Annotated in this window: 11 protein-coding genes; 1 reads left to right on the top strand and 10 read right to left on the bottom strand. The window is 53.6% G+C overall.

The window, feature by feature from the left end; translation table 11 throughout:
- Positions 1 to 297: 297 nt before the first annotated feature.
- The 4 genes from ERD78_RS05610 to mobF form a co-directional block, all read right to left on the bottom strand.
- Positions 298 to 1,857: an AAA family ATPase gene (locus ERD78_RS05610; protein WP_129968224.1), complete on the bottom strand. Its 1,560-nt coding sequence runs from the start codon at positions 1,855 to 1,857 to the stop codon at positions 298 to 300.
- Entirely contained in the window at positions 1,854 to 2,855 is a 1,002-nt protein-coding gene (locus ERD78_RS05605) for a reverse transcriptase family protein (protein WP_129968223.1), read from the bottom strand. Before ERD78_RS05605 ends, ERD78_RS05610 begins: the two co-directional genes overlap by 4 nt.
- Before the next feature lie 332 nt (positions 2,856 to 3,187).
- Positions 3,188 to 3,313, bottom strand: coding sequence for a hypothetical protein (locus tag ERD78_RS20100; RefSeq protein WP_257216463.1), 126 nt, complete (start codon positions 3,311 to 3,313; stop codon positions 3,188 to 3,190).
- A 398-nt stretch (positions 3,314 to 3,711) separates the two neighbouring features.
- Positions 3,712 to 6,609, bottom strand: a complete 2,898-nt coding sequence (mobF, locus tag ERD78_RS05595; protein WP_129968221.1) for a MobF family relaxase — start codon at positions 6,607 to 6,609, stop codon at positions 3,712 to 3,714.
- A 275-nt stretch (positions 6,610 to 6,884) separates the two neighbouring features.
- On the opposite strand from mobF, the gene ERD78_RS05590 reads away from it, so the two are divergent.
- Positions 6,885 to 9,575 (top strand): TrlF family AAA-like ATPase, encoded by a 2,691-nt coding sequence (locus ERD78_RS05590; protein ID WP_113933213.1) that lies wholly within the window; start codon positions 6,885 to 6,887, stop codon positions 9,573 to 9,575.
- Positions 9,576 to 9,735: 160 nt separating this feature from the next.
- Here the strand turns inward: ERD78_RS05590 and ERD78_RS05585 are convergent, their stop codons facing one another.
- The 6 genes from ERD78_RS05585 to ERD78_RS05560 form a co-directional block, all read right to left on the bottom strand.
- Positions 9,736 to 11,337 carry a type IV secretion system DNA-binding domain-containing protein gene (locus tag ERD78_RS05585; RefSeq protein WP_129968220.1) on the bottom strand — a complete coding sequence of 534 codons (1,602 nt, stop codon included), beginning with the start codon at positions 11,335 to 11,337 and terminating at the stop codon, positions 9,736 to 9,738.
- Between the two features lie 12 nt (positions 11,338 to 11,349).
- Positions 11,350 to 11,784: a hypothetical protein gene (locus ERD78_RS05580; RefSeq protein ID WP_113933212.1), complete on the bottom strand. Its 435-nt coding sequence runs from the start codon at positions 11,782 to 11,784 to the stop codon at positions 11,350 to 11,352.
- 10 nt (positions 11,785 to 11,794) lie between these two features.
- Positions 11,795 to 12,502 carry a StbB family protein gene (gene stbB, locus ERD78_RS05575; protein WP_113933132.1) on the bottom strand — a complete coding sequence of 236 codons (708 nt, stop codon included), beginning with the start codon at positions 12,500 to 12,502 and terminating at the stop codon, positions 11,795 to 11,797.
- Positions 12,499 to 12,978 (bottom strand): hypothetical protein, encoded by a 480-nt coding sequence (locus ERD78_RS05570; RefSeq protein WP_113933131.1) that lies wholly within the window; start codon positions 12,976 to 12,978, stop codon positions 12,499 to 12,501. The genes stbB and ERD78_RS05570 overlap by 4 nt, the downstream gene beginning before the upstream one ends.
- A 34-nt stretch (positions 12,979 to 13,012) precedes the next feature.
- Positions 13,013 to 13,471 carry a hypothetical protein gene (locus tag ERD78_RS05565; protein ID WP_113933130.1) on the bottom strand — a complete coding sequence of 153 codons (459 nt, stop codon included), beginning with the start codon at positions 13,469 to 13,471 and terminating at the stop codon, positions 13,013 to 13,015.
- Between the two features lie 370 nt (positions 13,472 to 13,841).
- Positions 13,842 to 14,759 carry a TrfA gene (locus ERD78_RS05560; RefSeq protein ID WP_113933129.1) on the bottom strand — a complete coding sequence of 306 codons (918 nt, stop codon included), beginning with the start codon at positions 14,757 to 14,759 and terminating at the stop codon, positions 13,842 to 13,844.
- Positions 14,760 to 14,764: the final 5 nt, after the last annotated feature.

Below are 14,764 nucleotides of genomic sequence, written 5' to 3'. Positions count from 1 at the left end.
GCAGGGCGACAGCATGGGCGCTGCGTGATGATTACCTATGGGCGGCAGGGGCTTTACAGTGTTGTGGCATCAAGCATACGGGGAAATGTCAGAGGTGCTGATTCATATTTGAGCAGACGGGTATTGTCAGATCTGTAAGGCAGGAAACGACCCAAAGCAGTCAATCAGCGCGGGGGAAAGCGGACGTTCAACGTATAAATGACCAGCGGACCAAGCATCAGACAACGAACTCTTTTTGTAAAAAGAAACATTGGTGTCGATTGACAAAACTTTTGGGGAGGGCTCTTTCTAGCCGGTCTAAGTGACTTGCTGAGGGGAGACGATTGATTCGATAGTTTGAGTTTCTTCTTTAGTATTGGCGCGAGCAGACAGGAACTCTTCGACCGTACGTCGCAATGCTGAAATTCCCGTTGGATTTTTCTCAATCAAGAATTCAAAGATTTGTTGCTGAGTATATTCGTGCTGAATTAGATGCTTGAATAGTCTTTTCCCTGCGTTCGAGAAATCCCTCTCTTTAATGGGTTCTCCTCGGGCAGCACTCAGTTTTCTGCGCAGCTCGGTATTTTTTCTGAATAGCAAAAGGAGCCTATAGAACCACACTTGAAGGAGGTTCTTTGTTCCATTGTTTTTCTTTCGCATGAAGTCGGCTAACCGTTCGTGGTCTTTAATGAGTGTTTGGAATCTGGCTGTGTCCCAGAATTCACCTAAGAGGCATCTGGCAAGCAGCTCCTTTTCAACGCTCTCCATGGGAATGCAGTGGATGTTTTCCTTCTTTGCATGCGCTTTCCCTTTTTGGTCGCCATCCAATACAACTATGACATTTTTGTGTTCGTCTGAGAAAAATTTCTCAATCTTATTTCGCTGCATTAGATCGGCTGTATTTGTGCCTCCGCCGACGTAAATGATTTTGAATTGATAAAACGGCCTCGTGCAGTGTTGATCAATCAGATATCCAAGAAAGTCTTTGAGCACCTCGTCTTCTGTAAGGATGTATTTTTCCCATCCATTAAATCCAAACAGTGTACTTTTGATAAACCCATAGGACCTTTTTTCAATAGCGATCGATCCGTCAGCTTGCTCCTCCATGCAGAACAGATCGTCAGAAACTGTTCGCATCATGGCCAAGGAGTGGGTAGTGAAGATAAACTTCGTCTTGTAGATTTCTTTGAACTTCTTCAGCCACTCAACTAAGCGAACTTGTGCCGCAGCATCCAATGAAATGTCGATTTCATCAATAAAAACAGCCAAGTACTTTGAGCGAATGCGCCGGTATAGGCTAATAAGGAAGTATTCGCCAGAACTAAAGTAGTCTTCGCGCAGGTAGTAGTTATCCTCATAGGGAATGACATAATACGGAACGTTCTTTACTTGTATCTCTACGAGACTGTCAAACTTATTTGTGGCATAGATGGCTTTTAGGAAGTCAATGAGCTCAGTGGGTCTGGAATAGCGTTGAAGTACGACCTGGCGCCGAATGTCATTATCGATGCCACTGATTTTCTGAAAAAAGTTGAAGCGTTCTCCATAGGGGATCGGAAGCTCTACTGATAGCTTATCTTTCAGAGCCTTCGGCAGCGTATCTCGCGAGTCGAGCATTTTGAGTTTTTTGTTGTATTTGAAAACAATGCTTTGTCCACCAATTTCATAGCGAATTTCGCTGTTATCTGAAACTATCTTGGGTGCACTTGTTTTCGATAATATCTCTGCATTGATCAGGCTGGCAATTGCCTTGATGAGCATCGTCTTACCGGAGCCATTTTTTCCGGTGATGCAAACCAAGGATTGGTCGGCCAAATCGAGAGAAAATTCTATCTTCTTGATATGCTGGACATTTAGAATCGAGATATCTAATTTCATTTTTCTTTTGCGAATCCGCTATATTTGAGTATATCGATAGTCGTCGACCCAAACTTTCTGCGCAGTTTGTCTGTATAAGCCGGATCAATAGAATCCACATAATTGATATTCCCACTCAAGTACGCGATATAGTCATCTTCGGACAGTTCTTCATCAGCCCCTGAGCGTTTCTTGGTCTTATTGACCATGTCTTTAAACCGCCCACGATCATTTAAATAGAAGTGAATTAAGACTTCCAAGTCATTTTTTTTCTTCGTGTCAACACTAATTATTCCGGTAGGAAGAATCATTATTCCAAGAATCTTTACCTTGCCTCCAACTTGGAAGAATCGTGTTTTTCCATGGTGAATAAAGAATTTTTCAGAGGAAAACTGATGTAATTTTTCCTGCACTAGCATTTTTAGGCCAAGTAAACTCTCATGCTTTTGTCCGGAAATGATGATGTCATCCGCATATCTTGAGTAAATAAGCCCCTGTTGTTTGCAGATTCGCTCAATTTCGTTATCAAAATTAACTAGGACGGCGTTGCTTAATGGTGCTGATGCAGGAAGTCCAACAGGGATTGAGTCGCCAACGCAGACGAGATCAACTATTCGATCAATGTGTTCGTGAAGATCCTCAATGGGGCAGTATTCGTGGCCAGCGAGAATCGTTTTCTGCGTCAGTAATCTATCAATGGAACCGAAAAAAGCCTTAATGTCCGTTTGAAAGAAATATTTGCTTTGAGTATGCTTTTGGACCGCATTGACGGCACTAAAACCTTTTCGGTAGGAGAAGACGACCCGTTCGTTGATGGGCAGAAGCTCGAATAGAAATAAATTCAGGAACCGATGATACGTCTTGAGATTTTCTTTAGGCTTGAAAAGAGTTCTGCTTCCAGAGGTGCTGCCCCCTACTATTTCGTAATTTTGCTCAACCGGGCTATGCAAAAAGTCATGAAAGCTAAACTTGCCGTGATACATCGCGTCAAAGAGCTTTTGCAAAGGCTGTTTTGTCATAGTCGTCTTAGTATTGAGTTGGTAATGCTGGGACGTATTGCATCAATCTGCTCTGCGGTTATATAATTGAGTTATGTCAGTGACTAGGAGTAGCTCCAGTCATTTTGCTGACCTCTAGGCCGTCTAATTCTACCTAACTTGGTTGCGTGGCTTGAATTTGATTCGAGCCACGCAATAGTAGATCCAACAAACAAAATTTCAGATTGCGCCAATCTCCTATTGAGCATTTGGGCGATTTCCCCCCATCCCCATTGTAAATCTTTGTTGCTGGTTGGCAATGAGGTCGTTTCTAGCTGTTCGCAACACCTGGGCGGGGTGGGTGGACAGTCCGTTCAAGTTTGTAAGAGCGCTAAGGCTCCATGGTGGCGCTGCTCAATCATCTGGTCGATTTCAGTGGCTAATTCTTCTGCGCGGATGACGATACCGACAGCCCCCATTGCGGCATCGTATGTCGACATCACATGAGATTTCCGTGGGAGATTAAGCGAGCGGCGGAAACCGTCAAACTGACCCAGCGCAAGACTTCGCATACCGTCGCCATTCGTTTACCCCCCCACTTATGGGAGCTGGGGTATGGTACCAATACGATTCAGGAACCGCTTGGACATGGGGATGTTTCGATCACCATGATCTACTTGCATGTACTAAACCGCTGCAGAACAGGTATCGTTTCACCTATGATGCGATGAAGTAGTTTTTTTATCGAAAGTCCGCTATGGAGCATCGGCTAAATACTTCAAGTGACCGCTAATGGCCGATATCTGCCGGGCATGACAACAGATCCACTTTGACGCAGCTGCAGTTGCTTGTTAGGTTAACCAGACTGTATGTGGAATAGAGAACAAGGGGCGGCTAGTTATCCTATCTCCAGCTCTGATTCCGCCCGTGGCGTGCCGACGTCCTGGCCATGCTGAACCAGGATTGGGTCTTTGGCCGCCACCGGCTGCAGGTCATGTGCCAGCCCCTTGTACGTCAGCCGATCCACCCGCTCAGGCAGTTTTTTCGCATCGTCTGTGAATACAACGACCTCGTGTCGTTCGCGCGAGATGCTGACATAGTAGGTGTCCTGGGCGGTTGTGCGGCTGAAGCTTTCGGCGTTGTAAAGAACTCGGTCGCAGGTCAGCCCTTGGGCACTATGCGCGGTGGTAGTGTAGGCATAGTCCATGTTTAGCGGTCGATCTGTAGGCAACTGCAAGTGGCGACCGTTGGTTTCGATGGTGACGCTGGTTGCATCAATTGCCGTGACCTTCGCCGGTTGGCCGTTGACCAGGTCATTATGGGCATCGTTGCGTGTGATGCGTACATGGTCACCCACAGATAGCTCTGCCCGGCTCAGGTGGTAGACCGATAGCTTGCTCATGGTTTTCGGGATGATTTCCATGGGTTGAGGATGCGACGGGCCGGATTGGATCGGTTCGACGGTGATGCGGTCATGACGTGTACTGCCGGTCACGCGGTACTGTTCGCCACGTTTCAGGCCGCATTGGTAGTCCCGTTCAGGAACGACAATGTCGCCCACGGTGTAATACCGCGCTACGCTGCGTTCTGCACGGGTGGTGTCATGGCGAGCTAGCAGTTGGCATTGATGTCCTTTGCCTTCCAAGCCGCGCAGGGCGTGGATCCGTTCATTGATGGCTACACGCGAAGCGTTGGTGCCGGTGACCACGATGGTGCCAGCTTGGTCTGTCGCTGAGAGCCGCGTATAGGTTTGGGCGATGCCCTCATATCGGGCGGAACTGTCGCGGCTTTTGTGGCCATGCTCGTCGGCATTGAACTGATCTGGGATGGTGAGCACCTGATCCAGTAGCGGCAGGGATCGGCTGGCTTGGCCTTCTGCGGCCAACAGCACCGCCTGGCGCAGCCGTTCAGAGCGTTGGCGCTGGATGTTTGCCATCAATACGGTTTTCATGCCGTTTTCCTGCAGCATGGCAAACGCGCGGCCAGCCTCGATGGCCTTGGTTTGCGCGGTGTCGCCCAGCAGGACCACTTTGGCACCTGTTGGCTGAATGAGGGCCAGCAGCTTGTCCATCTGCCGCACGGGCACGACTCCGGCTTCGTCAATCACTACGACGGTTTTCGGCCCCAGGGTGTTGAGAAAGGGGCGTTTGTCGGAAGCTGCAAGCACTGATGCAATCGTGTTGGCCGGTATCCCATCTTTACGCAGGTTGCGAACCATTCCGCCGTAAGGGGCCAGCGCCGCCATGGTGTGCCCCTGCTGTTGCAGGATGGCTTGGGCGTTTTGCAGAGCGAAAGATTTGCCGGTGCCAGCCAGACCCTGGATACCGGCGATCTGATCGGAGCCGGTTGCGGTCAACATGACGGCCTCGCGCTGACCCGGTGTTAGGCGTGTGTCCACGCTGCTTTCGGCACTGGTGTCGGAAATTGTGGATTGCCAGGCACTGCGGCCAGCTTGTTCGGCGGCCAGTACTCTGGACTCGGCCTCAAAGGCCTTCCGGGTCGCATAGCGTGGGCTCTCCATCAACAGGCGTCCTTCGGCGATGGCCTGGTCAACCAGTTGTTGGGCTGTGCCCTGAGGCAGGCCGCGCAGGCGTATGACCTCTGTGGCCCAGCCTTCGCGCGTCATGGGAAGGGCCAGCCTGTCCTGGGTGCTGCGGTAGTGCGGTGCTTCTCGGATCAGTGCGCCGGACTCCACACGGCTCTGGATCGCCGCTTGAATGGCTGTGATGTCCGTATGGCCACCGGCATGGCGCACGGAGTTTTGCAGTAAATCCGCTAGAGGCATGACGGACTCCCTTTCAGCCAGATGTTGAATCGCCCAGTTCAGTGAGGCTTGAGCCACCAGGTCTGATGGCTGTCCTAATATCTGTGTCGGTTGGATGCCTGCTTGCTCCCTTGCCTGATCAAACTGCATCCCGATGGCGGTAGCGGCGTCACGCCATTGTCGATGCAGCTCTGTGCGGCTGAGGTCCTGAGTCTTCGCCTGGCGGTGGGCCAGGGTGATGCCTTGGCGCAGGGCGTGAGGAGCTTCTTCACGACTGGTGCCGCGTGCAGATAGTTCAGCAGTAATGCCAGCGCTGCGTTTACTGAAAAATTCAATCTGCTCGCGACTGATATGGGCCAGTTCGATATGGTTCTTTTCATGGCGAACCGCATACCCCAGCGCCCGGACATTGCGTTCCAGCTCGGCCTGGTAGATCGAATCCGTCACGCGTAGCAGCTTGAAGATCTCTTCATTGGATAAGGCCACCCAACTGCCGTCGGCCCGCTGGGTCAGGTTCATCAGTAGGGCGTGGACGTGTAAGTGTGGGTCGGGGGCAGCGCCTTCGGTAGGGCGTGCTGTTTCGTGGCGGAATTTGGCAATGATGAGATTGCCCGTGTGTTCTACCCGTGACTTGCCGTTTTCTTTGTGACGGCCCATGGTCAGATGCTGCTCGACGTAATGAAGGGCAGCCGCGACCGCTTTATCATTGGCGTGAATCAGGCGTTCGTCGCCACCGATCAATGCCTGCAGGGTGATGCTTTTGGGCGCACCGAAGGTCAGATCAAGGGCGGCACGAGCCTTCGCATCCTTGCGGATTGACCGGCCTGCTGTGATGCCACGACCAAAGTCGCCTTGAAGCATGGCTTTGAAGCGTGCCGGGTCGATTTCACCGACAGCGCCGAGACGCCGTGCACCTTCGCCCTGCCAGGTGGCGGCACCGCCGTCCCGGCTGTAGTAATCATCGGCTTGGTCAGCGTAGTAATGGGTTGCGAGGGCCGCACGGGCGCGGTAGATCTGGCTGTGCGAGATCATGGGGACTCCGGGAGATGGGATGGCGAGAGATTAGCCAGCGAGCGCTTGGGCGCGTCAATGCTAGCGTTTGAAGGGATAAGTCGTGGATTTACACACGTTTATCCACAGTTTCTGTGGATGATTGCGTGGCGGATAACGGCCCAAAACGCGCATTCCAGGTGGGTTCGAAGATCTACACTCGCCCGATATATGTTACACCTTGCAAACATTCGTCGGTTCAGCAGTTACTAATGCGACCGGAACTCGATTTCACGTACAACCCTCAAGGGAGAACCATGTCTTTATCGGATAACATCGACGCTCAGTCGGCCGGAGCGATGTTCTACCGCGCTGATCTGCATATTCATTCCTACGGCGGATCGCATGACGTGAAAGATGTCACGATGACCCCAGAAAACATTGTGGCGACCGCAGTCAACGAGAGCATCTTCCTCATCTCGATAGCGGATCACAATGACATTTCCAACGTCAAGCAGGCCATCGATATCGGGCAAAGGAGCGATGTGATTGTGATTCCTGGTGTTGAGCTTTCCACGGCTCAAGGCCACCTTCTTTGCTATCTCCCCGACTACCCTAGATTGATGAAGTTTTTCGCCGGTCTCGATATCGTAGATGTGGGCTTGCCGACATCTCGATGCCAGCAGTCAATTCTTGAGTGTTTGGCCGCAGTCAACGCTCAGGGCGGCTTCGGCATCCTTGCTCACGTCGATGTGGCTTCAGGGTTCGAACATGACAATCCCGGCGGATCGCCGCACAAGGTGGATGTCATTTGCCATCCGGCCTTGGTGGGCATCGAACTCAAGCATGCCACATCGGATATTCACTACTCGCCAGCTGACAACCAGGCCGAACGCGTTCAGATGGGGCGACAGAGAATCGAGCGCCTTGGCCTTGGTTCGAGGCAGTACCTCGCTAGGGTCATGAACTCGGACTCCCACGCTCTGACCTCGCTCGGCCGTAATGCTTCCAATGACAAGCGAGTCACCCGCTACAAAATGGACAAACCCAGCTTTGCGGCACTGAAGATTGCGCTGGAAGATGCAGACGCTCGTGTACGTATCGAGGATCTCATCCCAAAAGCAGTGCCCCATGTTGTTGGCATCGCCATGGAAGGTGGCTTCCTCGACAAACAAGTGATCCAGTTCAGTCGAAACTTGAATTGCATCATCGGCGGTCGTGGGACCGGCAAGTCAACTACTTTCGAGGGTGTGCGCTGCTTGATAGGCACCGATGAGGAGTCGGGCAAAGTTGTCGATTCGGAGGTTTGGCCAGACGTTGTCCATTTCATTTGGCAGGACAAGGCCGGGCAGCGCCATCTACTGGCGCGCCATAAGGACCAGTCACTTGAGAATCTCGACGACGTAGACGGCGGCCCTTGTTCCTTCGAGATTGACTGTTTCGGACAAGGAGACGCAGCGCGCATTAGTATCGAAGCTCAAAAGAATCCGCTGGCGCTGCTCAATTATCTCGACAAGTTTGTTGATTTCGGAACCTACTTGGAAGAAGAGGAGTCGGCGCGGGACGAACTGCTGGAGTTACAGACCGCCATCGAGAAGGCTGAGCAACAAGTCGCGCTCATCCCACAGTACCAGCGACAACTGCAAACGACGCAGAGTGCTCTTGCGGCGATGCAGAAGCCCGAGGTCAAAACGCTGATTGAGCTGCAGCGGCACCTCGCGACAGAGCGTGAGCTACGGACCCAGATTGTCGCAAAACTCAAACATCTCAAAAACAGCGCCGACATTACGACTCAGGCTAGCGCGGCTGATGAGATTACCGGGCTCGCTAATCCGAGCTCGCTGACCTTGGGTCGCAAAGAGTTTGAGGTGATCGTGACCGAGGTCAATGTATTTAAGACGCTTGTGGTCGGCGCAAAGCAGAAGATTGCTACCGGCGCATCGAATTTGGAGGCGGTTGTCGCTGGCCAGACAGCCGCGTGGAAGGCAAAAGACAGCGAAGCTCAAGGCAGGATCGACATCAAAAAGAGGGAGCTTGAGGCGCTAAGGATCACGTTCGATATGTCGTACATCACAAAACTGGCCAACGACGAGGCCAGTCACAAGGCGACGCTTAAGAACCTAGAAGCATGGAGGGCCGACTTGACGGAATCACAGCGCAAGAGGCAGGCCGCGCTGGCCCGACGTCGGAGTGCCCGTGACCGCATCGCCATGCTGCGTGGTTCCTTTGGGCGCATAGCTTCAACCACTTTGAGAGAGGCCCTGTCTGATCTTCAAGTCAGTTTGAAGTACGTGGACAACGCATACTCTCCGGAGGCATCAGAACAGATCGTTGCCGCGATGGGGTGGCGCACCAATCAGCAGGTTCGGGCAAGTTACCTTGTCGAGGACCTGACGGTTCCGAGCCTGTTAGAAGCGATCCAGAACGATGACATAGGTCCATTGACCGCCTTGATGACCAAGGATGGCACACAAGCATTCGATTCCGCGGAGGCGAGGGTCGTGCTCGAGCGCCTGTCGGCTCCTACAGTACGTTTTGGGCTCGAACGCGTTGCCCTGTACGACGTCCCAAAGCTCCAAGTCAGCAAGCAAGTCGCAGATGGCGCTGGCGGCAGGCGGACCGTCCGACGGGAGTTCTATAAGCTTTCACTGGGTCAACAGCAATCCATCCTGCTCGCACTGATGCTTTCGGCCAATAGCGACAAGCCGCTCATTATTGATCAGCCCGAAGACAATCTGGATGGCGAGTTCATCTACTCCACGCTGGTTCCCGTGCTGCGCCGCGCTAAGGAGCGGCGGCAGGTCATCATCGTCACACACAATGCCAATGTCGCTGTCCTGGGAGATGCGGAACAGATTATCGTGCTGAAGGCCAACAACGATCGCGCAGAGATTGTTTCGCGCGGATCTATCGATCGCTCTGAAACTAGGGATGCGGCATGCGCTATCCTTGAAGGAGCGAAGGAGGCATTTATGCGTCGGGCAAAGATGTACGGATTCGAGGTGTAATGGTTGCAAATAAACGGTTCAATCCGCACAACACCCAAGTTTTGGGCAGAGAGCTAATCAAAGCTATCAATGCGCTTTAGTGATGCGATCTAAGGGAGCTAGTCAATGGGCCATCTGAATATTCTATTGGTCAGATAGTGTCATCGTGGCTTCAGCTGTATTAAGCGCTTTCCTGAAATGCCGCCGTAGACACAGCGAACTCCCTAAGCGGCAAGCTCACTCTCGCAATCGGAAAATCCCCCGCCAGGGCTACATACCCGCCCAGTGCAGGCAACGACTGTATCTGCGCAGCCGTCACCACGTCTTCCGTCGTCCGATCCGTGTTGTCCGACGTATTCCGGTGATCCACACTGCGGCTGATGCTGTACTTGGGCCGTTCAACCTCATGCTTGCCCAAACTTTCACTCATGTCCTTTGCCGTTTGCGGGTCGGTGCGCGAGCCCCCCAGTACAGCCAAGTTGCGAAAACTCGCCCGAATGGTGGTGGCCATAGTGCGCCCATAGATGTGTTCCAGTTGGGATGTGCTCTGCAACCCCGCCACGATACGCAGGCCATTTTTTCGGCCCTTGGTTAGGCCGGCCTCCAGTGACGGCAGGGCTTCCAGGCTAGCCAACTCATCAATGAACAACCACCAGCGTCGGTGGGTGCTTTCCGGCATGGACAGAATCGACGTGATGAATACGTCGGCCCATGACGACACTAGCGGCTTCATGGAGCTCATCATGTCTTCGCGCCAGTTGATGTATAGGTTGCCACCGTTCGGCTTGCTCAGCCAGTCCCGGATGGAGAACCGCCCGGGTTTCATGCCGGTGTGCTCGGACAGTTTGTTCGACAGCACGAAGCGGGCGGAAGACAGCGCCTTGCTGGCTTCGCTAGAGCCAACAAAAAGGGATTCGGCCAGGGTGCCTTCCAGGAATTGCTTCAAGACCTTGGGGTCTTCGATGGTGCATAGACGAAACAAGTCCATGACGCTGGCTTCCTCGCCCTGCAACTGGTGCAGTTTCTTGGCAGTCTCGCGCAGCAGCAGGCGACCGAAGTCGTTCCATTCTTCAGCGTTCTTATCCTGGCTCATGGGAACCATAGAGTGGGCCAGCCGCTTCCAGTCGTAGTCGGCGCGAACTTCATTGAAGAATGCCCAACCCTGGCTGCGGGCATCATAGGGGTTCAGGATTACGTTGCCCGGTTGCCAGAATTTGCTGAGTAGGTCTCCATTGGGGTCAATCACGATCATCCGGTCGTTGCGCTCCGGCGTTTGGCCGGGCAAAAGGTTGTTCATGTCGTGCTGTGAACGCTTGAGTACCGAAGCGGCCATGTTGCGCAACAACACCGATTTACCGGAACCCGTAGCACCACTGATGAGCAAATGCAGGTTCTCGTTGGCGGTCGGCATGGGGATGCCTCCTACGTCGATTTGCTGCTTGCCACTTTCTTGGCACTGGCGAGCCAGGCTTTTTGCCGAGGTGGTGCGTGTGCCACGTACAAAGCGTTTGTAGGCAGCACCCTCAAACCCTTCGGTTCTAGCGGTGCGCCCGATAAGCAGGATAAGCACCAAGGCGAGGACCAGACCTATGCCCAGTGCGCCGTAGAGCACTGGGTACTGCGGCGTTAGCATCACAAAATGCCAGAACGTTTTGGCGTTCCAGTCTCGCCAGTGCATATGGCTGCCCCAGGTGGCGGCAGCCATCCACGCACCAGTCGGCAAGAGCGCCAAAGAAAAGGCGGCAATGCGACGCCGGGTAATGGGTGAAATCAAGGTGGACATAAGTGCCGGTCCTCAAGAGATCAGGATCTGACCCAGGGCCAGGCCTGCCAGCAAGCCGCCCAGAATGCCTGCTATACCGCCTACGACCAAGGCGATGATTGCCATACGTCGTGCGGATTGGTGGGCGATGCTGGTGTACTGGGCGGCATTACGAGACAACTGATTCAGCTGGTTGCTGGTGCCATCCAGCATGGTCTGGATGGCGTGTTGAGCCTGCTGATTGATGGGTTTGGCTGCCGCTTCCATCGTGGCGATCAGATGGCGGCTGAGTTGTTCAGGCAGGACTTGCTGCGCTTCGCCCATGGATTGCATCTGCTTTTGCACTGCGTCCAGGCTTTGGGTAGTGCTTTCCAGTCTGTCCACGAGGCCAGCGACTTCACCCAGTACCTCGTGGTACAGCAAATCCAGCTTGGTACGAGCGCCACTGGAATTCGAGTGTGATTCCATGGCGACCAACTCAGGAGAACAGCGCGGTGAAAGCCGCATTCATTTGTCTGTCCACCGGCTTGGCCAGGGCGCGTAGGGCGTGCCGGTTGCTTAGCTGTGAAATTCGGAAGTGGTCATCAGGTTCGGCAGCGCGAAGTAGGGCGCGGTAGTCGGTCTGATCAGCCAGCACATCGGCAATTGTGGTGCGTTGGTCGGCCAGCAGTTCGAACACTTCGTTTTCGTAAATGGCAGCCTGGGGGTTGGCCTGCACTTCGCCTGTTTTGGCAGCATAGGCCAGGATCGAGGGAAACTCGTCGTGCACGCTGCTATCGACACGGTTGAAAAGGATCCGTACCCGTTCTGGGTCAACACCCAGTTCTGCCAGGGCAGCCACCGTCTTGATGGTTTCGCGCTGGGCCTTGCCGGTATTGATCACAGGCAGGACGAAATAATTCATTTCCTCGTGTGCGCCTTCGTAGCGCATCATGTGCGTCAGAAAATCCTCGATGTTGCTGGCACCCACATCGACAATCGCATCTTCGCGGGTGAGCAGTTCGCGGAATAAGCGGCCAAAGTGTTCGCCGCGTAGCTGATCGACATTCAAGCCCAGGTCAGCGCCCGTTTCGTTGGTGGATTCCACTGCAAAAATCTGGGCACTATTCATGCGCGGTGCCAGCAGGTGAGAGGCAGCGACTGTCTTGCCAACAGAGCCGGTGTAGTTCAGGACGGCGACTTTCATGATTCATTCCTTTTGGTGGGGTTGTTGTCAGCTGATTGAGCGCGATTGGCCAGGCCTTCGCGGCGCAAGGCTTCCAGGTCTACTCGCATGTCGCGAATCTTGCGTAGATCGCCAGGTGTCTGGATGCTGCGTGGTCGGCCTTGAATGGCATCGGGTGCGGGAGGTTGTGGATGGGGGTTGCTCGCATGGGTTGACTGTCTGGGTATGTCACCGGCAGAAGCTGCTGCATTCAGGCATTTTCTGGCTGCGGATCGTTGGGCTTTGCGCCATCGGTACAGCGTGATGGCGAAGGTGCTGCGTTGTACCGTCAGGCCTGCGGAAGCCAGATCGTCCAGCACGGCGGCATGTGGAACACCAGCAGCCATTTCAACCTCGATCAGGGGAAACAGCGCTCGTAGCTGGGCTGAGAGGCTGATGCGAGGGTCCAGGGCCGCAAGGACAGTGCGGTAGCGTGTTACAGGTGCAGATTCACTCATAGGTTTCCTGAAGTTGGAGTAATCACGGTCTCGTTCAGTGCGATAGGGCTGGAAAGGCCTCGGTCTGTTTGCCTGCCAGCCAGGCGCAGCCTGCGGCCAGTGCTTCGTCGTAAGCAGATTGCTCGTCAGTGAAGCGGACTGACTTGCCTCGTGCAGAGAATTGCCCACCGCCGACCTCCTGACCGTCATCCAGCAGGCGCAGGGTGTAGCCGCCAGCGTCGGATGGGTAAGGGATGATTTCGAAGGAGTATCGAAGTCGGGTCTGAGTCGCTTCGGTGTGAAATTGCCGGGCCACTGTGCAGAGGCGAGCGGCCCAGTGCGGGCCGATGCGATCCAGGGCTTCGGCGATGCTGTAGCCGCGATCATGCAGCCAGTCGCTGCGATCCAGCACCAGAGCTGCAGTCAGGGCTTCGCCCAGACTCATGGTGCCAATACCGTAGTGAGCGGCTTGTTGAACGATGTCGAGCATGCGGGTGTCGATGGTTGCGTGCATAGGATCTCCTTTGCCTTGCGGTGTGAAGGGACGTGATGGGGATGAGAGAAGGAGGTGCCCGGAAGGGCGGGTGTGGTTTGCTGCAGACCGATGCAGCCGCTGCGCGGCTGCTCAGCGTGACAATGCAAGACAGCCTGACTTATCCACAGGCCTTGCTGGTAGTAATAAGGTAGAAATAAGGTAGAAGGCGCTGCGATGGCTGGAATGACCCTGTTCATGCGGGTTTCCAGAAATAGTGCGCGATGCTATTACGATAAAGCGCGATGCTATTACGATAATCCGCGATGTTATTACGACGAAGGCGCGATGCTATTACGATGGATAAAACGAGTTATCCACAGCCTAAAATACCGTTCGATTGCTGCTTTATTTATCGACTTAAACGTAGCCAGACTGCCTGTAGTTGGTTTTTTCTGCTGATCTCTATGCGAGGTTTGGCGATAATTTCCAACCGCTCAAGCTCCAGAAGTGAGCGTTCCAAAGAGGGTCTGAAATCTCGTACACGTCCGGTGTATTGCGCTCTTTCTTTCAGAATATCCAAGCTGTATTTTTGAATCTCATCGGCCGAGGTTCCAACAAGCCGTTGCAGGCTTTTGGACAAATCGTGCCGCATTTTCAGACGCTTTTCCCAGTCCACTAATGCATACTCGCGATTGCTGAAAATCTGTGCCCAGCGTGGGTCTATGTGTAGCGTGTAGATGCCAGTGGGTTCGTCATAATCAAAGCCTCCTATCATTGGCAGCACTCGAGTTGAAGGGTGATTGCCATAGCTGTACTTGACGGTGCCGTTCCGTTTTTTTGCTTCGATGCATATTACGAACCTGGCGAGGTCTTTCATGCCTTGGTGCAGCCATTCGTAACTGGCTCCGCTGGTATTCCTACCCATTCCGCGTAAGAAATCTGCACGATTGATGACAGGTTGATCGCCTGGCAGAGCCGTGGTTTGTAGGTATATGGCATGCATCCAGATGTCGGCGTGGTCTTCGCTCAACTGTTTGCCGGATCCTTTGAGTAGGATGTTGCTGCCCTCCAGAAATACGGTGTCGTCATGCAGTGTGCGCCAGCCCCGGCGAACCGGTGCGAAGATGGCACTACGGGCGATGTAATTCGGAATGGCGCGTGCTGTTTCATTGATACCGGGCAGTATGAATGGTGTAGGAGTTGAGGCCTGCTTTTGTGCTGCGGCGGCCAGCGCCTGGGTGGCTTTTTGCTGAGCACGTTGCATGGCTGCTGACAGGCGCAGAAGGTTCTTATCCTTGTGAAAGGGCATACGGGTGGATGAGGTCATGGGTA

Source organism: Allopusillimonas soli (assembly GCF_004153445.1).
Lineage (GTDB): Bacteria > Pseudomonadota > Gammaproteobacteria > Burkholderiales > Burkholderiaceae_B > Allopusillimonas > Allopusillimonas soli.
This window is presented reverse-complemented; position numbering and strand designations above follow the sequence as displayed.